The sequence below is a fragment of the Leclercia sp. Marseille-Q4284 genome, from assembly GCF_916618945.1.
Taxonomy (GTDB): Bacteria; Pseudomonadota; Gammaproteobacteria; order Enterobacterales; family Enterobacteriaceae; genus Enterobacter; species Enterobacter tamurae.
This window is the reverse complement of record NZ_CAKAKG010000002.1, coordinates 1,355,229-1,377,098: the sequence shown is the minus strand read 5'-3', so window position 1 is coordinate 1,377,098 and position 21,870 is coordinate 1,355,229. Positions and strand designations below refer to the sequence as shown.

Genomic DNA, 21,870 nt, shown 5'->3' with positions numbered 1-21,870 from the left:
ACTAAGGGATAATCCTGAAAGCTGGGGCGGAAAACAAAATCCGCTTACTTTACCAACCACACGCAGCAGCGACAAGGCGCAAAAATCGCCTGCTACGGTGAAAATTTGTGCAGCACGCTTCCTTTGTTACAAATCGTCGCCTGACTCCCTCAGGGCTGAGAAAAAACAGCGTTCCTCACGTTCATTTGTAACCCGATAAAGGTCGTTTACTGTCGTGTTGTGCGTCATACATCACGCTACAGGCGCGATATTCTACGTGAAAACTTACCAAACGGCAGGTTAAACAGAGTATCTTTGCGAATATTTTTTCACATTGCTGTCAAGAGGCTGAGAGGCTGCAAAAAAATCGCCTTGACCCCCTGTAACTCCGCGCTCTGTCAACGTCTGCCATTCGGTTCGGGACCTCACGCCTGTGGCAAAAACATGGGTTTGCGTTCCCTTGCAGGCTTCAACCAGACTCTGCACCAGCAGCTGGTTTTCCGTACGTTTTTCGATATTCCTTACCAGCCCCGGATGTAGCTTCAACAGCTCTACCTCCAGCGCCTTAATCCAGCTGGTGCTGACCAGCGTCAGACCCGCCTGCGTCACCGCCACACGAGCCCCCAGCGCATTGATCAAACGAACCACCGGCTGTAACCGACTGATGTGTTGACAAACATCCGCCTCTGCAAGTTCAAAAATAATGCGTTTACGCTGCGATTTTTCACATTGCATCAGCACATCGCGTAGCCAGCGCTGGAAACGCGGGCGGATCAGCGACTCCACCGTCACCTGCAGCGCCAGATGCTCTTCGGGCCAGTAGGATAAGAATGGCATCAATCGGGAGATTTGCTGACGGTCGTACTCTTCCGACAGGCCAAACTGCAGCACCATTGGCAGATACTCCGCCGAGACCACCTCTTCATTGCCGTCAAAGATGCGGCACAGCAGCTCCCGATGGTGAACCTGGCCGTTAACCAGCACCGACGGTTTTTGATAGATCCGCGGCCCGCCGCGGGTGAGCATCTGCTCAATCAGGGTGCGCCAGCGCACGTTGCCGCGCCCTTTCTCTGGCAAGGAGTCATCATAAATCGCCCAGCCATTAGCCCCCTGCAGCACGGCATTGCGGGTGGCGGCTTCGGCATGCTCCATCACCTGCTCGGTGGTCTGGCCGCCGCGCCAGGCGCATATGCCAATATGCACCATATCATCACGATCGAGCATTTTACTGGGTGGCAGCGCATCCACCGACTTTAACAGCAGGCTGGCAATACTCTCTGACTCTTTCAGGGAGCGATGCGGCAGCAGCACGGCGTAATCACTGCGGTGATAGCGCGCCAGCAGTGCGCCGGGATAGCGCATCATAAAGGTGGAGAGCATGTTGATGAGCATAAACAGATGCTCCTCCGCCACCGCCCGACCCCAGTTGTCCTTCAGCAGATCGAAGTCCGGCAGACGGACAAGCATTACCACCCCGTGCGATCCGACTTTTTCGGTATCTTCCAGCAGGGTAGCCAGCTGATTATCAAAGAAAAGACGGTTATTGAGGCCAGTTTTGTTGTCCTGGGCGGCATAGGAGCGGATCAGCGTGTCTATCCGGCTGCGCTGGTCGCTGGCAAACTGAATTTCGGACAGCAGAACGTCCAGCGCGCTGCTGGTGCGGGACGGCCATTCATAGACGGAGCCGCGCACCTGAGGCCCACGTTCACCGTTGAGGATCCGTACCGAGCGCGACTCCAGCAGCTCCTGTCCCGAGAGCTGGCGACGCAGCCAGCGCACCGCCAGAAAGATCAGCACCACCACGAAGATCACCGCCACCGTCAGGGGCGCGGTGGTCATCAGTGAGCGATAATAACTGTCCATGGGGTCCAGATAGGCCAGGCTTATGGTCATCCCGGGGTTTTTCAGGGAGGAGACGGTCAGTTCCAGATGCTGGGGTGGCGCACCGGCCGGTCGATAACCCTTTTGCCCGCTGTGGCTGAAGAGGGTTTTTCCGCCCTGGGTAATCTCGACACGCGTGATATCAACCGGAGCCATCAGCTCATCCAGTTGACGAGACAGTTCCGGAAAGGGCGTACTGACAAGGCGGGAATCAATTACCGACGCTACGGAATGGACGCGGTTCACCAGCTTTCCCTGGATCGCATTATAAAAACTGAGCGAGCAGCCAATCAGGGTGACAAAGATAGTCAAACCGGTTAGCAAGGCAATAAAAGCGGAGAACTTCGTCGATAATCGCATCCTTGAGATTACTCCGTGAGTTGATGAGGATAGCAAGTGAGCACTAACTCGCAATACGGCATCGGCATACTACCAAATCCGGTGTATCTGGCAATTTATTGCGTTAAATCGGCATTGCATGTCAATGAGCGAGTATAGTCTTCAAAAATTTTTTTCCAATCATCATGCTGAGTAAGGAATTCGTATGCAGGCTTTGATCTTAGAACAGCAGGAAGGCAAAACTCTTGCATCAGTGCAATCTATCGAAGAGAGCCGCCTGCCGGAAGGGGCCGTGACCGTTGATATCGACTGGTCCAGTCTGAATTACAAAGACGCGCTCGCCATTACGGGCACCGGCAAGATCGTGCGTAATTTCCCAATGGTTCCAGGTATCGACTTTGCGGGCCGCGTACATGCCAGCGAAGATCCGCGTTTCCATGTCGGCCAACAGGTGCTGCTGACCGGCTGGGGCGTGGGCGAGAATCACTGGGGCGGGCTGGCCGCGCAGGCACGCGTCAACGGCGACTGGCTGGTGCCGATGCCGAACGGGTTGGATGGTCGTAAAGCGATGATCATCGGCACCGCCGGTTTCACCGCCATGCTGTGCGTGATGGCGCTGGAAGAGGCTGGCGTTACGCCGCAGTCCGGTGAGGTAGTGGTGACGGGCGCCAGCGGCGGCGTCGGCAGTACCGCGGTCGCCCTGCTGCATAAGCTGGGCTATCAGGTGGCGGCAGTCTCCGGACGTGAAAGTACCCATGACTATCTGCGTAGCCTCGGTGCCAGCCGCATTCTGGGCCGCGACGAGTTCGCTGAGACCCGCCCGCTGGAGAAACAGATCTGGGCCGGTGCCGTCGATACCGTTGGAGACAAAGTGCTGGCGAAACTGCTGGCGCAGATGAACTACGGCGGCTGCGTGGCGGCCTGCGGCCTGGCGGGCGGTTTTGCCCTGCCGACCACGGTAATGCCGTTTATTCTGCGTAACGTTCGTCTGCAGGGTGTCGATTCCGTGATGACCCCGCCAGAGCGCCGGGCCCAGGCCTGGGAACGACTGGTTCGCGACCTGCCTGCCTCCTTCTATGATCAAAGCGCCACCCAGATTAGCCTTGAGCAGGCCCCGGAGTATGCCGCAAAGATCATCAATAATCAGATCCAGGGCCGTACTCTGGTGAAGCTGGCGTAATCTTCAAATTTTCGTGACATATTCGCTTTAACCCTGCTCCTCCGTCATGCTTAGAAAAACGCATGACGGAGGATGCCATGAAAGTGAAACCCCTGACGGAAGCCGATATCACCGCGGAATCCGTTTTTATGCTGAAGCGCCGCCAGATCCTGAAAATGCTGGGGATCGGTGCCGGTGCGCTGACGCTATCTCCCCTCGCACAGGCCGACCTGCTGGACTGGTTTAAGGGTAACGATCGTCCTAAAGCGCCACCAGGGAAGCCGCTTACTTTTACCCAACCCGCCCAGTGGCAGAGCACGCTCGCCAAAACCCCCGAAGAGAAAGTGACAGGCTATAACAACTTCTACGAGTTCGGCCTGGATAAAGCCGATCCGGCGGCCAATGCCGGCAGCCTGAAGACCGATCCCTGGACGCTGACCATCGACGGCGAAGTGGCAAAACCGCTGACCCTCGATTACAACGATTTGACCACCCGCTTCCCGCTGGAAGAGCGAATCTACCGCATGCGTTGCGTCGAGGCCTGGTCGATGGTGGTGCCGTGGATTGGTTTTCCGCTGCATAAGCTGCTGGCGATGGTGGAGCCCACCAGCGACGCGAAGTATGTCGCCTTCCAGACCCTTTACGCACCGGAGATCATGCCCGGCCAGAAAGACCGGTTTATTGGCGGTGGGCTCGACTATCCGTACGTGGAGGGATTGCGCATTGACGAGGCCATGCACCCGCTGACGCTGCTTACCGTCGGCGTATACGGCAAAGCGCTGCCGCCGCAAAACGGTGCACCCATCCGCCTGACCGTGCCGTGGAAATATGGCTTTAAGGGCATCAAATCGATTGTCAGCATCAAGCTGACCCGTGAACGCCCACCGACCACCTGGAACCTTGCCGCACCGAATGAATACGGTTTTTACGCTAATGTTAACCCGCACGTCGATCACCCGCGCTGGTCGCAGGCGACTGAGCGGTTTATTGGCTCGGGCGGGGCGCTGGACGTTAAGCGTCAGCCGACGCTGCTGTTCAATGGCTATGCCGACCAGGTCGCATCGCTCTACCGCGGCCTCGACTTACGGGAGTTTTTTTAAGTGCGTCTGACGGCAAAACAGATTACCTGGCTGAAAGTCGCCCTGCATCTTGCAGGGTTGCTTCCTTTTATATGGCTATTCTGGGCCATCAACCACGGCGGCCTGAGTGCCGATCCGGCTAAAGATATCCAGCATTTCACCGGCCGCACCGCGCTAAAGTTTTTACTGGCGACTCTGCTGATCTCTCCCCTGGCGCGCTACGCGAAACAGCCTTTGTTGATTCGCACCCGCCGCCTGCTTGGGCTATGGTGTTTCGCCTGGGCGACGCTGCATCTCACCAGCTATGCGTTTCTGGAGCTGGGCATTAACAATCTGGCCCTGCTGGGAAGCGAACTGGTTACCCGCCCTTACTTAACCCTGGGGATTATCAGCTGGGTGATTTTACTGGCGTTGACCCTCACCTCTACGCAGTCCGCTCAGCGAAAACTGGGAAGGCGCTGGCAACTTCTGCATAATTTTGTATATCTTGTCGCGATCCTCGCCCCCATCCACTACCTTTGGTCAGTGAAAATTCTCTCACCGCAGCCGATCATCTATGCCGTGCTGGCAATAGTGCTTCTGGCATGGCGATATAAGAAGTTTCGTCAGTGGTGGCGATAATGGGCGAAAGTGTGCAGATCCCCGCAGAACGCTTACCCTTCCCGGGCGTTTATCCGAATGCTGTTGATAATCTTCCCTGATAAGACCAGTATTTAGCTGCCAAATGCTACGAAATCGTTATAATGTGCAACTTTGGTTTTCCCGATGGGTTTTTCATAGCCAGAAAGGGTGACAATCGCGCATCGAAGGTATATTTTGTTTTTTACCGGAGAATCGCAGGAGATAGCGGCACAATGGCTGACAAGTTTCACATCTTAGTTTTGAACGGACCGAACCTGAATATGCTCGGCACCCGTGAACCCGAGAAGTACGGCACGCTGACGTTAACCGAAATTGTTAACCGTTTGGGTAGCGAAGCGGCGGCACTCAATGTGGAACTTGACCATTTTCAGTCAAACGCGGAGTACGCACTCATCGACCGCATTCATCAGGCTAAAGACACCACGGACTATATCCTGATTAATCCGGCCGCGTTTACGCACACCAGTGTTGCTATTCGTGACGCGCTGTTGGCAGTGAGCATCCCGTTTATCGAGATCCACCTCAGCAACGTGCATGCGCGGGAGCCGTTCCGCCACCACTCCTACCTGTCGGATATCGCCGCTGGCGTCATCTGTGGACTGGGGGCTGACGGTTATTCATTCGCTTTACAGACAGCGGTAAAACGCCTGTCACAATCACACTAAACAAAGAGTACGGAACCCACTCATGGATATTCGTAAGATTAAAAAACTGATCGAGCTGGTTGAAGAATCAGGCATCTCCGAACTGGAAATTTCTGAAGGCGAAGAGTCTGTACGCATCAGCCGTGCCGCGCCAAACGCAGGCTACCCGGTTATGCAACAAGCTTATGCTGCACCAATGATGCAGCAGCCAGCTCTGTCTAACGCTGTCGCGCCGGCGACGACTCCAGCAATGGAAGCACCAGCAGCAGCGGAAATCAGTGGTCACATCGTACGTTCCCCAATGGTTGGTACTTTCTACCGCACCCCGAGCCCGGACGCTAAAGCGTTCATCGAAGTGGGCCAGAAAGTTAACGCGGGCGATACCCTGTGCATCGTTGAAGCCATGAAAATGATGAACCAGATCGAAGCTGACAAGTCAGGTACTGTGAAAGCGATTCTGGTCGAAAGTGGTCAGCCGGTTGAATTTGACGAGCCGCTGGTCGTCATCGAGTAACGAGGCGAACATGCTGGATAAAATTGTTATCGCCAACCGCGGCGAGATCGCACTGCGTATTCTTCGTGCCTGTAAAGAGCTGGGCATTAAGACTGTCGCTGTGCACTCAAGCGCGGACCGCGATCTGAAACACGTATTACTGGCGGATGAGACGGTCTGTATTGGCCCGGCTCCGTCCGTCAAAAGCTATCTGAATATCCCGGCTATCATCAGCGCCGCTGAGATCACTGGCGCGGTGGCGATTCACCCGGGTTATGGCTTCCTCTCTGAGAACGCCAACTTTGCTGAACAGGTAGAACGCTCTGGCTTTATCTTCATCGGCCCGAAAGCTGACACCATCCGCCTGATGGGCGACAAAGTGTCTGCGATCACCGCAATGAAAAAAGCCGGTGTTCCAACCGTACCGGGCTCCGACGGTCCTCTGACCGACGACATGGATGCTAACCGTGCTCATGCGAAACGCATTGGCTACCCGGTTATCATCAAGGCGTCCGGCGGCGGCGGCGGTCGCGGTATGCGCGTTGTGCGCAGCGATGCTGAACTGGCTCAATCCATCTCCATGACCAAAGCGGAAGCGAAAGCAGCTTTCAGCAATGACATGGTGTACATGGAAAAATACCTGGAAAACCCACGCCACATCGAAATTCAGGTGCTGGCTGACGGTCAGGGTAACGCGATCTACCTGGCAGAACGTGACTGCTCCATGCAGCGTCGTCACCAGAAAGTGGTCGAAGAGGCACCAGCTCCGGGTATCACTCCGGAACTGCGTCGCTACATCGGCGAGCGTTGCTCTAAAGCCTGTGTCGATATCGGTTATCGCGGGGCGGGTACGTTTGAGTTCCTGTTCGAAAACGGCGAGTTCTATTTCATCGAGATGAACACCCGTATTCAGGTTGAACACCCGGTTACCGAAATGATCACCGGCGTTGACCTGATCAAAGAGCAGCTGCGTATCGCGGCGGGTCAACCGCTGTCCATCAAGCAGGAAGAAGTTGTGGTTAAAGGCCATGCGGTGGAATGCCGTATCAACGCCGAAGACCCGAACACCTTCCTGCCGAGCCCGGGTAAAATCACGCGTTTCCACGCGCCGGGTGGCTTTGGTGTGCGCTGGGAGTCCCATATTTACGCCGGTTACACCGTACCGCCGTACTATGACTCCATGATCGGCAAGCTGATCTGCTACGGCGAATCCCGCGATGTGGCGATTTCCCGCATGAAGAACGCCCTGCAGGAGCTGATCATCGACGGCATCAAAACTAACGTTGATCTGCAGATGCGTATTATGAGCGACGAGAACTTCCAGCATGGTGGTACTAACATCCACTATCTTGAGAAGAAGCTCGGTCTCAATGAAAAATAAGCCTGCGTAAGCGTAAAAAGGTCGGTTAATCCGGCCTTTTTTTATTTCTGGGGATCGCCAGGCCCCATAAGGTACAATCCCCGCTTTCTTTTTCCACAAGGGACAAAAAATGGACAAGCGTTTTGTTCAGGCCCACAAAGAAGCGCGCTGGGCGCTGTGGTTAACCCTTCTCTATCTCGCCGCGTGGTTAGTAACTGCTTACATACCTGACTCTGCCATTGGCATTACCGGTCTGCCGCACTGGTTTGAGATGGCCTGCCTGCTGCTCCCGCTGGTGTTTATTCTGCTCTGCTGGGCGATGGTGAAATTTATCTATCGCGATATTCCGCTGGAGGATGACGATAATGCAGCTTGAAGTGATCCTGCCCCTCGTCGCGTATCTGTTTGTTGTTTTTGGCCTGTCCGTTTACGCCATGCGCAAACGAACGACGGGCACCTTCCTGAACGAGTATTTCCTTGGTAGCCGCTCGATGGGCGGTATTGTGCTGGCGATGACCCTGACCGCCACCTACATCAGCGCCAGCTCCTTTATTGGTGGCCCGGGTGCGGCCTATAAATACGGGCTGGGCTGGGTACTGCTGGCGATGATCCAGCTGCCTGCCATCTGGCTCTCGCTGGGTATTCTCGGGAAAAAATTCGCGATTCTGGCGCGCCGCTATAATGCGGTGACCCTCAACGATATGCTGTTTGCCCGCTATCAGAGTCGGCTGCTGGTCTGGCTGGCCAGCCTGAGCCTGCTGGTGGCCTTTATCGGTGCCATGACCGTGCAGTTTATCGGTGGCGCGCGCCTGCTTGAGACCGCCGCCGGGATCCCTTACGAAACGGGCCTGCTGATTTTTGGTATCAGTATCGCGCTCTACACCGCCTTTGGTGGGTTCCGCGCCAGCGTGCTCAACGACACCATGCAGGGCATGGTGATGCTGATTGGCACCATTGTTCTGCTGGTGGGCGTAGTGCATGCGGCGGGTGGTTTAACCCATGCAGTGGAAACCCTGCAGACCATCGATCCGAAGCTGGTATCGCCTCAGGGTGCGGATGACATCCTCTCCCCCACCTTTATGACCTCTTTCTGGGTGCTGGTCTGCTTCGGGGTGATTGGCCTGCCGCATACGGCCGTGCGCTGCATCTCCTATAAAGACAGCAAGGCGGTGCACCGGGGAATTATTATCGGCACCATCGTCGTGGCGATCCTGATGCTCGGCATGCACCTTGCCGGGGCGCTCGGCCGGGCGGTGATCCCGGACTTAACCGTGCCGGACCTGGTGATCCCGACCCTGATGGTAAAAGTCCTGCCGCCGTTTGCGGCCGGGATCTTCCTTGCCGCGCCAATGGCAGCGATCATGTCGACAATTAACGCCCAGCTGCTGCAAAGTTCCGCTACGATCATTAAAGATCTCTACCTGAACATGCGCCCGGCGCAGATGAATAATGAGCGACTTCTGAAGCGGATGTCGGCTGTGATCACGCTGGTGCTGGGGGCGTTGCTGTTGCTGGCCGCGTGGCGGCCGCCTGAGATGATCATCTGGCTGAACCTGCTGGCGTTTGGTGGCCTGGAAGCGGTGTTCCTCTGGCCGCTGGTGCTGGGCCTGTACTGGGAGCGCGCCAACGCGGCGGGTGCCCTGAGCGCAATGATCGTCGGTGGCGTGCTCTATGCCGTGCTCGCCTCCTTTAATATTCAGTACCTGGGCTTCCATCCAATTGTGCCCTCGCTACTGCTAAGTTTGCTGGCGTTTGTGGTGGGGAACCGTTTCGGTCAACCCACACCGCAGATGGCCGTCATTTCTACTGATAAATAAAGAGTTTTTCCATGCCGTGGATCCAATTAAAACTGAATACGACCGGCGCTAATGCCGAAGCGCTGAGTGATGCCCTGGTAGAGGCCGGTGCGGTCTCTGTCACCTTCCAGGACACGCATGACACTCCGGTGTTTGAACCGCTGCCGGGTGAAACCCGCCTGTGGGGCGATACCGATGTCATCGGCCTGTTTGATGCCGAAACGGATATGGCCGAGGTGGTCGCGATTCTGGAGAATCATCCGCTGCTGGGCGCCGGTTTTGCGCACAAAATTGAGCAGCTGGAAGACAAGGACTGGGAGCGCGAGTGGATGGATAACTTCCATCCGATGCAGTTCGGCAAGCGTCTGTGGATCTGCCCGAGCTGGCGCGACGTGCCGGATGAAAATGCCGTTAACGTGATGCTCGATCCGGGCCTGGCCTTCGGGACCGGCACCCACCCGACAACCTCCCTGTGCCTGCAGTGGCTGGATGGTCTGGATCTGGACGGTAAAACAGTGATCGACTTTGGCTGCGGGTCCGGGATCCTCGCCATCGCTGCCCTGAAGCTGGGTGCGGCAAAAGCGATCGGGATCGACATCGATCCGCAGGCAATCCAGGCCAGCCGCGATAACGCGCAGCGCAACGGCGTCTCCGACCGTCTGGAACTGTATCTGCCGAATGACCAGCCTGCGGTGATGAAAGCCGATGTGGTGGTCGCCAACATCCTGGCCGGCCCGTTACGCGAGCTGTCACCGTTAATCAGCGTCCTGCCCGTTGAGGGTGGCCTGCTGGGGCTTTCCGGTATTCTTGCCAGCCAGGCAGAAAGCGTCTGCGAAGCTTACGCCGACCTCTTTACACTCGACCCGGTGGTCGAAAAAGAGGAGTGGTGCCGCATTACCGGTCGTAAAAAGTAAGGGTTTAATCGGGTGCCTGTTTTTTAAACTGCCCTTTTGGTTAAAGAACAGGCGATCCATTGCTAACGATCATGTTCTAAAATGCGACGCAGATCGCAAAGAACCGCGGAAATCTGCTGGTTAAAACAGCAGATTATTCGGCTTAAGGTTTCATTCTTTAAGAAAAAACGAGAAGTTTTGGGAAATTGTAAGCGGCCATAAAATCATCACACCAATTTAAGTGAATGATTTATATCGCATATAATTTTACAGGCTATGCTTTGTGCCTGATTCCATGATCTGCAACAGGTGATTGTTCAAAGTTTGGCCTTTCATCTCGTGCAAAAAATGCGTAAGATACGCCGCCTTGCAGTCACAGTATGGTCATTTCTTAACTCATGCGCATCGGAAACCACCAGCTTAGAAATCGCCTGATCGCAGCACCTATGGCAGGTATTACCGACCGGCCCTTCAGGACGCTGTGCTATGAGATGGGAGCAGGACTCACCGTTTCCGAGATGATGTCGTCTAACCCGCAGGTTTGGGAAAGCGATAAATCCCGTCTTCGGATGGTGCATGTTGACGAACCAGGTATCCGCACCGTGCAAATTGCCGGAAGCGTGCCTGAAGAGATGGCAGACGCCGCGCGTATTAACGTGGAAAGTGGTGCCCAGATTATTGATATCAATATGGGGTGCCCGGCCAAAAAGGTGAATCGCAAGCTGGCAGGTTCAGCCCTTCTGCAATACCCCGACCAGGTGAAGTCAATCCTGACGGCGGTTGTCAGCGCAGTGGACGTTCCTGTTACGTTGAAGATTCGCACGGGTTGGTCGCCGGATCACCGTAACTGTGTAGAGATTGCCCAACTGGCTGAAGACTGTGGCATTCAGGCCCTGACCATACATGGACGCACCCGCGCCTGTTTGTTCAACGGCGAAGCTGAATACGACAGCATTCGGGCAGTTAAGCAGAAAGTTTCCATTCCGATTATCGCGAATGGCGACATTACTGACCCGCTTAAAGCCAGAGCTGTGCTCGACTATACGGGAGCTGATGCTCTGATGATAGGACGTGCGGCTCAGGGAAGACCCTGGATCTTTCGGGAAATCCAGCATTATCTGGACACTGGGGAGCTGCTTGCCCCGCTGCCGCTGGCAGAGGTTAAGCGCTTGCTTTGTTCGCACGTTCGGGAATTGCATGGCTTTTATGGTCAGGCAAAAGGGTACCGAATTGCGCGTAAACACGTATCCTGGTATCTCCAGGAGCACGCTCCAAATGACCAGTTTCGGCGCACATTCAACGCCATAGAGGATGCCAGCGATCAGCTGGAGGCGTTGGAGGCATACTTCGAAAATCTTGCGTAATGAAATAAAGAGCTGACAGAACTATGTTCGAACAACGCGTAAATTCTGACGTACTGACCGTTTCCACCGTTAACTCTCAGGATCAAGTAACACAAAAGCCCCTGCGTGACTCGGTTAAACAGGCACTGAAGAACTATTTTGCTCAACTGAACGGTCAGGACGTTAATGACCTGTATGAGCTGGTACTGGCTGAAGTTGAACAGCCCCTGTTGGACATGGTGATGCAATACACCCGCGGTAACCAGACCCGTGCTGCCCTGATGATGGGCATCAACCGTGGTACGCTGCGTAAGAAATTGAAAAAGTACGGCATGAACTAATTTCGATTAGCTAAATGCTTGTATAAAAAGGCGCAAACCGGCATGGGGACGCGCCTTTTTTTATGCCCGCTTTTCCCGCCTTTTGCTCCCCTCATCACAGCGCTAACAGCCGAAACGTAAACATCCGTCTGCCCACTTCTCAGCCGCTATTTTTCGTGTATATTTCCTGCACTCTTTTCCTTTGTTCCCGGAACTCCGAATGATCCGTAAGTATGGGTGGTTAGTCGTCTTCGCGATTACCGTTTTCCTTTTTGATGCACTGTTAATGCAGTGGATCGAGTTGATGTCTACGGAAACGGACAAATGCCGCAACATGAACTCGGTGAATCCACTCAAGCTGATCAACTGCGCGGATCTGGATTAATCCCCTACTTTCCCTCGAAAATGTACGGGCTTAAAAGCCTTTGAGGCATCCCGGTTGGATGATAATGTCTCCGCCCGTCACATCCGGTATCACGTAATACCCCCTGCGTTTGAGTTGATGAGATCATGCTGGTTAGCCAATACGACCAACTTCTTGTGGTTATCTCTTTTGTTGTCGCCATTCTTGCCTCCTACACCGCCCTGAATATGGCAGGCCGGGTTGTCGGCAGTACGGGCATCGCGGCACGCGTCTGGCTGACGGGCGGCGGTATTGCCATGGGCATCGGCATCTGGGCCATGCACTTTATCGGCATGCTGGCGATGGATGTCTCCATGCGCCTGAACTACGACCTGATGCAAACGGCTCTCTCGATGTTCATTGCCATCGGCGCCTCGCTGTTCGCCCTCTGGCTGGTAAGCCGGGATCACCTGCGCAGGCGTCGTCTGTTCACCGGTGCCGTGATTCTGGGCAGCGGGATTGTCGCGATGCACTACACCGGGATGGCGGCATTACAGGTTGAGCCCGCTATCGTCTGGGATATGCGCTGGGTTGCGCTGTCGGTGGTAATTGCCCTGCTCGCCTCGCTGGCCGCTCTGTGGCTTACGTTTCGTCTGCGTCGCGACGCCGCCCAGGTTGCGCTGATGCGCGTGGGTGCCGCCGTACTGATGGGCATGGCGATTGCCGGCATGCACTATACCGGGATGAAGGCCGCCCAGTTCCCGGTTCAGGTCCATATGCACCATCAGGGAGTGAACGGCAGCTGGCTGGCGGTACTGGTGAGCGTCGTGGCGCTCTCTATTCTCGGTATTACGCTGCTGGTCTCGATGTTTGACGCCAGGCTGCAGGCCCGCACCGCCCTTCTGGCCTCGTCGCTGGCGGAAGCGAACCGTGAGCTGGCGCAGTTGGCGCTGCACGACACGCTGACGCGCTTGCCAAACCGCGTGCTGCTGGAGGACCGTCTCGATCAGGCGATCAACAAAGCCGATCGTGAAGGAAAGTTATTCGCGCTGTTGTTTATGGATCTGGACGGCTTCAAGGCCGTCAACGATGCCTACGGACATGACACCGGCGATAAGCTGCTGATTGCCGTTACGGAACGTCTGGAACAACCGCTGAAAGGTCAGTACACCCTCGCCCGTATTGGCGGCGACGAGTTTGTTCTGCTGGCCGAGATCGATACCCCCAACGACGCCGCTTCACTGGCCAGCGCGCTGGTGCATGTGATCGACCAGCCCTTCAGCCTTGAGCTGTACGATCTGGTGGTGACCCTCAGCGTGGGGATTGCTATCTATCCACACGATGGCAAAAACCAGCGGGAGCTGATGTTTAACGCCGATGCGGCGATGTACCACACCAAGCATATGGGGCGTAACGGCTACCATTTCTTCCAGCCGTCGATGAACACCCTGGCGCAAAAACAGCTGCAGCTGATGAACGATCTGTGGCTGGCGCTGGATCGACAGGAACTGCATCTGGTTTATCAGCCGAAGTTCCAGGCCCCGGTGGGCCCTATCGTCGGTTTTGAGGCCCTGCTGCGCTGGCAGCACCCTTCCCAGGGGCTACTCTGCCCTGACCAGTTCCTGCCGCTGGCGGAAAAAAGCGGGCTGATCATTCCTATCGGCAACTGGGTGATTGATGAGGCCTGCCGCCAGCTCCGCGTCTGGCATCTTGAAGGGCATACCGAGTGGTCGATGGCGGTGAATCTCTCCACGCTGCAGTTTGAGCAACCCCTGCTGGTTGAGACGGTGATGAGTAGCCTGGCGCGACATCACATTCCGCCCCACACCCTGATCCTGGAAGTGACCGAAACGACGGCCATGAATAATCCGGATGAGAGCGTGCGGGTGCTGACCGAACTGACGCAGGCGGGGGTGAAAGCCTCCATCGATGATTTTGGTACGGGCTATTCCAGCCTGCTGTACCTGAAAAAGCTGCCAGCCTGTGAGCTGAAGATCGATCGGGCGTTTGTTAAAGATCTCAAGGGCGAGGGGGACGATGCCACTATTGTTGCCGCCATTGTTGCGCTGGCAAAGACCCTCAATCTTAAGGTGGTAGCAGAAGGGGTGGAAACGCAGGAGCAGCAGGCGTTTTTGACCAGGCTCGGGTGTAACACCTTACAAGGTTATCTGCTGGGTAAACCGGTTTCGGCGCAGACCATCAAGGCCATGAGTCAGGATCCGCAAGCCATGCTGACCCAGCAAATCTGACCGGGCCGATGCCGCTATGAGGCGGCGTCGTAGAAACGGTGCGGCGCCGGAGCAAGCGGTAACGTCGAGAGGATGTTATCCACCAGCTCCGGGGCCTGTTGATACAGGTCCAGCCTTTCCGGGCTCATTAACCAGTTTTTAATCAATCCACAAAAAAAGCCATGGAAAACAATTAAGGTCGTGTCGATATTGATCTGCGCGGAAATAGCGCCTGTCGCAATGCATCTCTGCAGGATCTGACGAACGTTTTCATAGTTGAAGCCGATCCTCTCCCGAATTTCATATTCTGAAATCATGCCCGGTTCAAATTCACATTTGTGATAGAGGATCTGCAATAGCGTACGCTGGCGGCGATCCCGGGCAATATATTGCAACGCGGTAACAAACAGTTCACGTAAAATAAATAACGGCTTGTCCTCTTCTCCCTGCGACAACAGACCGCGAATAATCTCCCGCAGCGGACATTGCTCCTGCCAGATAGCATTAAATATCTCCGCCTTACTGCTGAAATGCCAGTAAACGGCCCCCCGGGTCAGACCCGCGGCATCAGCAATATCGGTCAGCGTGGTGCTTGCCACACCCCGTGCGGCAAACTGCTCTATCGCTGCCTCAATCAACAGCTGGCGTGTCTTCTGCGCCTCGGCCTTCGTTTTACGCGCCATAGGGAGTCACTCTTTTAACGGATTAATTACATTTATCAAACAACGGTGACAATTGTCAGGTCGTCAATTATCCATCACTGCAAAAAATAATTTTGAACAAAAAACGTCAACACGCTTAATTTATTAATCTCAATGATGTTTAAACATCATTTTATTCATTAAACACATATATGTGTCTAAAGCATAATGCCGTGAAATAGATAATCGGGAATGCTATCCCGTTGTTTAATCACATTCAGCCTCGTTTTTTTTCTCTTCGATTCTTTCTCCGCACTTATAAATCAAAAACCCGCCCGGCCATTCTTTATTATGGCGGCCGCCGTTTTCTGTTTACCTCTCCTTAACGCTTAACCGCTATCGGTTAATGCGGGTTGATGATTTTGAAGGAATAGCCATGACGCCTCATTTCAGGTTTTTACCCTTATCCGGTTTTATCATCGGTGCCGCATTACTCGTGGGTTGTGATGATCACAGCGAGCAAGCCCAGCAGCCGCCATCACCACAGGTTGTGGTTCATGTGGTGAAAAGCGCACCGCTGGTCGTCACCACCGAATTGCCGGGCCGTACCGATGCGTATCGCGTTGCAGAGGTTCGCCCTCAGGTGAGCGGCATTGTTCTGAAGCGCAACTTTACCGAGGGCAGCGACGTTAAAGCGGGGGAATCGCTGTATCAGATCGATCCGGCCACTTATCAGGCGGCCTTTGACAGCGCGTCAGGGGAGCTGGCCAAAGCCCAGGCCGCTGCCAACATCGCCCACCTGACCGTAAAACGCTATTTACCGCTGATGGGCACCCAGTACGTCAGTAAGCAGGAGTACGATCAGTCCATTGCTACCGCCCGTCAGGCCGATGCGTCGGTGATTGCAGCCCAGGCAGATGTTGAGACCGCGCGCATTAATCTGGCCTACACCAAAGTGACCTCACCTATCAGCGGGCGCATCGGCAAATCCAGCGTCACCGAGGGGGCGCTGGTGGCGAACGGCCAGGCGTCAGCACTGGCGACGGTGCAGCAGCTGGATCCGATCTATGTCGATGTGACGCAATCCAGCAACGATTTTATGCGCCTGAAGCAATCCAGCCTGCAGACGGGCGAAAGTACCAGCAGCGTGCAGCTGCTGATGGAGAACGGTCAGCCGTACCCGCTGAAAGGCTCGCTGCAATTTTCCGATGTCACGGTGGACGAGAGCACTGGCTCCATTACTCTGCGGGCGATCTTCCCTAACCCGCAACATGTCCTGCTGCCGGGTATGTTTGTCCGGGCGCGTATTGATGAAGGCACCCAGCCCCACGCCATCCTGGTACCGCAGCAGGGGGTAACTCGCACCCTACGCGGTGAAGCCAGCGTGATGGTGGTGAACGCGAAGAATCAGGCCGAAGCGCGGAACGTCGTCGCGCCGCAGGCGATTGGCGATCAATGGCTGATTACCGACGGCCTGCAGGAAGGCGATCGGGTGATCGTCAGTGGGCTGCAAAAAGTGCGCCCTGGCGTCGCGGTTGTCGCCACGCCAGACACCGCCGCGCAGAAAGCGGGATAAGGAACAGAGCATGGCCAACTTCTTTATTCAGCGCCCGGTTTTTGCGTGGGTACTTGCCATTATCCTGATGATTGCGGGCGGGCTGGCGATCCTGAAGCTGCCGATCGCCCAGTATCCCACCATTGCTCCGCCAGCCGTGGCGATCTCCGCGACCTACCCTGGTGCCGACGCGCAGACGGTGCAGGATACGGTGACCCAGGTTATCGAGCAGAACATGAACGGCATCGATAACCTGATGTATATGTCCTCCACCAGCGATTCGGCGGGCAGCGTGACCATCACCCTGACCTTCCAGTCGGGTACCGATCCGGATATTGCCCAGGTGCAGGTGCAGAACAAACTCCAGCTGGCGATGCCGCTGCTGCCGCAAGAAGTGCAGCAGCAGGGGATCGGCGTGGAGAAGTCGAGCAGCAGTTTCCTGCTGGTGGCGGGCTTTGTCTCGGACAATAAAGACCTGAGCCAGGACGATATCTCTGACTACGTCGCCTCTAACGTGAAGGATGCCATCAGCCGCACCTCCGGGGTAGGCGATGTGCAGCTGTTCGGTGCCCAGTATGCGATGCGTATCTGGCTGGATGCGAATAAGCTGAACGCCTATCAGCTGACGCCTTTAGACGTCATCAATCAGCTCAAAACCCAGAATAACCAGATTGCCGCCGGTCAGCTGGGCGGTACGCCGTCGGTGCCGGGCCAGCAGCTCAACGCCTCGATCATCGCCCAGACGCGCCTGAAAACCGCCGAAGAGTTTGGCGACATCACTCTGAAGGTCAATCAGGACGGGTCGATGGTGCATCTGAAAGATGTGGCCCGGATTGCGCCTGGCGGTGAAAACTACAACATGGTGACCAAAATCAACGGCCAGGCGGCGACCGGGCTGGGGATCAAGCTCGCCACCGGCGCCAACGCTCTGGATACCGCCGCGGCGATCAAGAGCAAACTGGCGCAGCTGCAAGCCTTCTTCCCCCAGGGACTAAAGGTGGTCTATCCCTACGACACCACGCCGTTTGTGAAGATCTCCATCCATGAAGTGGTGAAGACGCTGTTTGAAGCCATCATCCTCGTCTTCCTGGTGATGTACTTGTTCCTGCAAAACCTGCGCGCCACGCTGATCCCGACTATCGCCGTGCCGGTGGTATTACTGGGCACCTTTGCAGTACTGGCGGCGTTTGGCTTCTCCATCAATACCCTGACCATGTTTGGTATGGTGCTGGCGATAGGCTTGCTGGTGGATGACGCTATCGTGGTGGTGGAGAACGTCGAGCGCGTAATGGTGGAGGAGAAGCTACCGCCAAAAGAGGCGACGCAGAAATCGATGTCGCAGATCCAGGGGGCGCTGGTCGGCATCGCTATGGTGCTGTCGGCGGTATTTATCCCGATGGCCTTCTTCGGCGGGTCCACCGGGGCGATTTACCGTCAGTTCTCCCTGACGATTGTCTCGGCCATGGCACTGTCCGTGCTGGTAGCGCTGATCCTGACCCCGGCGCTGTGCGCCACTCTGCTCAAAGCGCCGGACGAGGATCATGGGCATAAAAGCGGGTTCTTCGGCTGGTTCAATGCCCTGTTTGACAGGAGCGTGGCGCACTACAGCAACAGCGTCAGCCATATTCTGCGTAAGACCGGTCGCTACCTGGTGGTCTATGTCCTGATTGTCGGCGGCATGGCGGTGCTGTTCCTGCGTCTGCCAACCTCGTTCCTCCCGGAAGAGGACCAGGGCGTCTTTATGACCATGGTGCAGCTCCCGGCGGGCGCTACACAAACCCGTACCCAGCAGGTGCTGGATCAGGTTGAGCACTATTATCTCACCACGGAAAAAGCCAACGTGGCGTCGGTCTTTACCGTTAACGGTTTCAGCTTCAGCGGCCAGGGGCAAAATGCCGGGGTGGCGTTTATCAGCCTTAAACCCTGGGAGGAGCGCACCGGTGCCGCTAACAGCGTGGGGGCTATCGTCAGCCGTGCCACCCGGGCCTTCAGCCAGATCAAAGATGGGCTGGTGTTCCCCTTTAACCTGCCCGCCATTATCGAGCTGGGTACCGCAACAGGTTTCGATTTTGAGCTGATCGACCAGGCCAACCTGGGCCACAATCAGCTGACGCAGGCCCGAAACCAGCTGTTGGGCATGATCAAAGCCCATTCCGATCTGCTGGTTCGCGTGCGGCCTAATGGTCTGGAGGATACCCCGCAGTTCAAGCTGGATATCGATCAGGAAAAAGCCCAGGCGCTGGGCGTCAGCGTGTCGGATATTAACCAGACCATCTCCACCGCCCTGGGAGGCACCTACGTCAACGACTACATTGACCGTGGCCGGGTGAAGAAAGTCTATGTCCAGGCAGACGCACAATTCAGGATGCTGCCTGAGGATATCAATCGCCTGTACGTGCGCAGCGCCAACGGTGAAATGGTTCCGCTTTCGGCGTTCAGCGAGTCGCACTGGATCTATGGTTCACCGCGCCTCGAACGCTATAACGGCACCCCCTCTATGGAGATCCTCGGCGAGGCCGCCCCAGGGAAAAGTACCGGTGAAGCGATGGTGTTAATGGAGCAGCTGGCGGCGAAACTCCCGACGGGTATTGGTTTCGACTGGACGGGCATGTCATACCAGGAGCGACTGTCAGGCAACCAGGCCCCTGCCCTGTATGCCATCTCACTGGTGGTCGTGTTCCTCTGCCTGGCGGCACTCTATGAAAGCTGGTCGATTCCGTTCTCGGTGATGCTGGTGGTGCCGTTAGGGGTGGTCGGTGCCCTGCTGGCCGCCTCCCTGCGGGGGCTGAACAACGATGTCTATTTCCAGGTGGGGCTGCTCACCACCATCGGCCTGTCGGCAAAGAACGCCATTCTGATTGTCGAATTTGCCAAGGACCTGATGGAGAAAGAGGGGAAAGGGATTGTTGAAGCCACCCTTGAGGCAGCGCGCATGCGCCTGCGTCCGATTCTGATGACCTCGCTGGCGTTTATTCTTGGCGTGATGCCGCTGGTCATCAGTCACGGCGCAGGCAGTGGTGCACAAAATGCTGTAGGCACCGGGGTGATGGGCGGCATGCTTTCGGCCACCCTGCTGGCCATCTTCTTCGTGCCGGTCTTCTTTGTCGTGGTACGCAGACGCTTTACGCGTCATCACGAAGAGTAATAGATAAAGGCGCTTCGGCGCCTTTACTGATGATAATAAACGGAAATTTATTCTTATCCATTTATTTAACTTATTAATTAGCGCGCCAATGAATTGTTTGCTTGCGATTTTTAGCTTGCACACTTAATCAATTCGCCTCCCTAACCTCTCCATTATTGGCGTGCAAAAAGAGAGATTCCTCCATCTTTTTTACAATCCAAATAATTTGAGATTATTCACTCTTCATGGCTGTTTTTAAGCGGTGGTAATATAACCATCAGCTTTGCAGAAGACCGTACTGACTATATCGCAAAGTTAGATTTCATTTTGAGGTAACACCATGAAAAGACTCATTTCGGTTGCACTCCTTACCGCGCTACTTGCGGGTTGCGCGCATGACTCTCCGTGCGTACCGACATACGACGATCAGGGCCGACTGGTTCATACCAATACCTGTATGAAAGGCACCACGCAGGATAACTGGGAAACTGCAGGAGCGATCGCCGGTGGCGCAGCAGCCGTTGCAGGTCTGACGCTGGGCATCATTGCCGTGTCCAAGTAATCCACAAAGCGCGAATTCGTTCGCGCTTTTGCTTTCCCGATTTAGGTTAATAATTAAATCTGAATCTGCTCACATCTTTTTGCTTTTTTATATTCCTTTCAATGTGGCGACGTGACGTTATTCACACCTTGCTGACTTACAATATTCACGCCATAAACTCTCCCTCTATTCATTCGTTTCTCAATCAGACTTTTGCTCTGATTTGTGGCGCAGGTTGTAATTTCGCACCATTTCAGGGCGCTCGATTTAATTATCACTGTCTACACTCAGCTTTACGCGTTGCGTAATCGTTTATTACGTTGAATGCAAAAACTGGCATCACGTTTGCTTTATTAACGTCGGCCACAGCCACAGACAGGTTAAAGCGTTTATAAACGCTTCACTATAACGATAATTTTCGCCACACAGGATGCATTATGAAAAAGATGATGATGGCCAGCCTCGCCGCTGCAGGTGTGCTTCTTGCGATCGCCGGCCAGGCTCAGGCGGGTGCCACGCTGGATGCCGTTAAGCAGAAAGGTTTTGTGCAATGTGGGATCAGCGACGGCCTGCCAGGTTTCTCCTACGCAGATGCCAACGGTAAATTCTCCGGTATCGATGTCGACGTGTGTCGTGGGGTTGCTGCGGCGGTATTAGGTGACGATACCAAGGTGAAATACACCCCACTGACGGCGAAAGAGCGTTTTACCGCCCTGCAATCTGGCGAAGTGGATTTGCTTTCACGTAATACCACCTGGACCTCGTCACGTGATGCCGGCATGGGCATGTCCTTCACCGGCGTGACCTATTACGACGGTATTGGTTTCCTGACGCACAATAAAGCGGGCCTGAAGAGTGCCAAAGAGCTGGATGGCGCGACGGTCTGTATTCAGGCGGGTACCGACACCGAACTGAACGTCGCCGATTATTTCAAAGCCAATAACATGAAATATACGCCGGTGACCTTCGATCGCTCTGACGAATCGGCCAAAGCGCTGGAATCGGGCCGCTGTGATACCCTGGCATCGGATCAGTCCCAGCTGTACGCACTGCGGATCAAGCTGAGTAATCCGGCTGAATTTATCGTTCTGCCAGAGGTGATCTCTAAAGAGCCGCTGGGCCCGGTAGTGCGCCGAGGGGATGATGAATGGAACGCCGTGGTGCGCTGGACGCTGTTCGCCATGCTCAACGCCGAAGAGATGGGTATCAACTCGAAGAACGTCGATGAGAAAGCCGCCAATCCATCCACGCCGGATATGGCTCACCTGTTAGGTAAAGAGGGTGATTACGGCAAGGATCTGAAGCTGGATAATAAATGGGCGTACAACATCATTAAAAAGGTAGGTAACTACGCTGAAATCTTCGAGCGTAATGTTGGCTCTGAAAGCGCGTTGAAGATCAGCCGTGGTCAGAACAACCTCTGGAACAATGGCGGCATTCAGTACGCTCCGCCAGTACGCTAAGCAGCTTGCTGTAACGGGCACTGCCGGTGCGGTGCCCAGTCCAGAGT

Annotated in this window: 19 protein-coding genes; 17 read left to right on the top strand and 2 right to left on the bottom strand. The window is 55.3% G+C overall.

All coding sequences use genetic code 11. From position 1 onward, the window contains the following. Window positions 1-279: 279 nt before the first annotated feature. Entirely contained in the window at window positions 280-2,220 is a 1,941-nt protein-coding gene (gene csrD / locus LG383_RS21340) for an RNase E specificity factor CsrD (RefSeq protein WP_225760102.1), read from the bottom strand. A gap of 184 nt (window positions 2,221-2,404) precedes the next feature. On the opposite strand from csrD, the gene LG383_RS21335 reads away from it, so the two are divergent. From LG383_RS21335 to LG383_RS21275, 13 genes are all read left to right on the top strand, one after another. Further along, window positions 2,405-3,379 carry an MDR family oxidoreductase gene (locus LG383_RS21335; RefSeq protein WP_106994875.1) on the top strand — a complete coding sequence of 325 codons (975 nt, stop codon included), beginning with the start codon at window positions 2,405-2,407 and terminating at the stop codon, window positions 3,377-3,379. Between the two features lie 77 nt (window positions 3,380-3,456). Next, window positions 3,457-4,458: a protein-methionine-sulfoxide reductase catalytic subunit MsrP gene (msrP, locus tag LG383_RS21330; RefSeq protein ID WP_106994876.1), complete on the top strand. Its 1,002-nt coding sequence runs from the start codon at window positions 3,457-3,459 to the stop codon at window positions 4,456-4,458. Further along, complete coding sequence (gene msrQ / locus LG383_RS21325; RefSeq protein ID WP_166184286.1) at window positions 4,459-5,058, top strand: protein-methionine-sulfoxide reductase heme-binding subunit MsrQ; 600 nt, start codon at window positions 4,459-4,461, stop codon at window positions 5,056-5,058. A gap of 233 nt (window positions 5,059-5,291) precedes the next feature. After that, on the top strand, window positions 5,292-5,744 hold the full coding sequence (gene aroQ / locus LG383_RS21320) for a type II 3-dehydroquinate dehydratase (protein WP_166184288.1): 453 nt from the start codon (window positions 5,292-5,294) through the stop codon (window positions 5,742-5,744). Window positions 5,745-5,766: 22 nt separating this feature from the next. Next, entirely contained in the window at window positions 5,767-6,237 is a 471-nt protein-coding gene (gene accB, locus LG383_RS21315) for an acetyl-CoA carboxylase biotin carboxyl carrier protein (RefSeq protein WP_106994879.1), read from the top strand. 10 nt (window positions 6,238-6,247) lie between these two features. Next, complete coding sequence (gene accC, locus LG383_RS21310; protein WP_106994880.1) at window positions 6,248-7,597, top strand: acetyl-CoA carboxylase biotin carboxylase subunit; 1,350 nt, start codon at window positions 6,248-6,250, stop codon at window positions 7,595-7,597. A gap of 109 nt (window positions 7,598-7,706) precedes the next feature. Next, a complete protein-coding gene (locus LG383_RS21305; RefSeq protein WP_106994881.1) occupies window positions 7,707-7,952 on the top strand; it encodes a YhdT family protein in 246 nt (81 codons plus the stop codon). Next, entirely contained in the window at window positions 7,942-9,393 is a 1,452-nt protein-coding gene (gene panF / locus LG383_RS21300; protein ID WP_225760101.1) for a sodium/pantothenate symporter, read from the top strand. The genes LG383_RS21305 and panF overlap by 11 nt, the downstream gene beginning before the upstream one ends. A gap of 11 nt (window positions 9,394-9,404) precedes the next feature. Next, a complete protein-coding gene (gene prmA / locus LG383_RS21295) occupies window positions 9,405-10,286 on the top strand; it encodes a 50S ribosomal protein L11 methyltransferase (RefSeq protein ID WP_225760100.1) in 882 nt (293 codons plus the stop codon). 377 nt (window positions 10,287-10,663) lie between these two features. After that, window positions 10,664-11,629, top strand: a complete 966-nt coding sequence (dusB, locus tag LG383_RS21290; RefSeq protein WP_106994884.1) for a tRNA dihydrouridine synthase DusB — start codon at window positions 10,664-10,666, stop codon at window positions 11,627-11,629. A 23-nt stretch (window positions 11,630-11,652) separates the two neighbouring features. After that, window positions 11,653-11,949, top strand: a complete 297-nt coding sequence (gene fis, locus LG383_RS21285) for a DNA-binding transcriptional regulator Fis (RefSeq protein ID WP_000462905.1) — start codon at window positions 11,653-11,655, stop codon at window positions 11,947-11,949. Between the two features lie 199 nt (window positions 11,950-12,148). Further along, complete coding sequence (locus LG383_RS21280; protein ID WP_225760099.1) at window positions 12,149-12,313, top strand: DUF2556 family protein; 165 nt, start codon at window positions 12,149-12,151, stop codon at window positions 12,311-12,313. 125 nt (window positions 12,314-12,438) lie between these two features. Further along, complete coding sequence (locus tag LG383_RS21275; protein ID WP_225760098.1) at window positions 12,439-14,520, top strand: bifunctional diguanylate cyclase/phosphodiesterase; 2,082 nt, start codon at window positions 12,439-12,441, stop codon at window positions 14,518-14,520. A 14-nt stretch (window positions 14,521-14,534) separates the two neighbouring features. Here the strand turns inward: LG383_RS21275 and envR are convergent, their stop codons facing one another. After that, window positions 14,535-15,182 (bottom strand): acrEF/envCD operon transcriptional regulator, encoded by a 648-nt coding sequence (gene envR, locus LG383_RS21270; RefSeq protein WP_225760097.1) that lies wholly within the window; start codon window positions 15,180-15,182, stop codon window positions 14,535-14,537. A 394-nt stretch (window positions 15,183-15,576) separates the two neighbouring features. On the opposite strand from envR, the gene LG383_RS21265 reads away from it, so the two are divergent. The 4 genes from LG383_RS21265 to LG383_RS21250 all read left to right on the top strand — a co-directional run bounded on the left by LG383_RS21265 (window position 15,577) and on the right by LG383_RS21250 (window position 21,823). Continuing rightward, entirely contained in the window at window positions 15,577-16,716 is a 1,140-nt protein-coding gene (locus LG383_RS21265; protein ID WP_225760096.1) for an efflux RND transporter periplasmic adaptor subunit, read from the top strand. A 10-nt stretch (window positions 16,717-16,726) separates the two neighbouring features. Further along, window positions 16,727-19,840 (top strand): efflux RND transporter permease subunit, encoded by a 3,114-nt coding sequence (locus LG383_RS21260; RefSeq protein WP_225760095.1) that lies wholly within the window; start codon window positions 16,727-16,729, stop codon window positions 19,838-19,840. A gap of 319 nt (window positions 19,841-20,159) precedes the next feature. Continuing rightward, window positions 20,160-20,381 (top strand): lipoprotein, encoded by a 222-nt coding sequence (locus LG383_RS21255; RefSeq protein WP_106994889.1) that lies wholly within the window; start codon window positions 20,160-20,162, stop codon window positions 20,379-20,381. A 416-nt stretch (window positions 20,382-20,797) separates the two neighbouring features. Beyond that, the gene (locus LG383_RS21250; RefSeq protein WP_106994890.1) at window positions 20,798-21,823 is read left to right on the top strand and encodes an amino acid ABC transporter substrate-binding protein; all 1,026 of its coding nucleotides are present in this window, start codon (window positions 20,798-20,800) and stop codon (window positions 21,821-21,823) included. Window positions 21,824-21,870 lie beyond the last annotated feature (47 nt).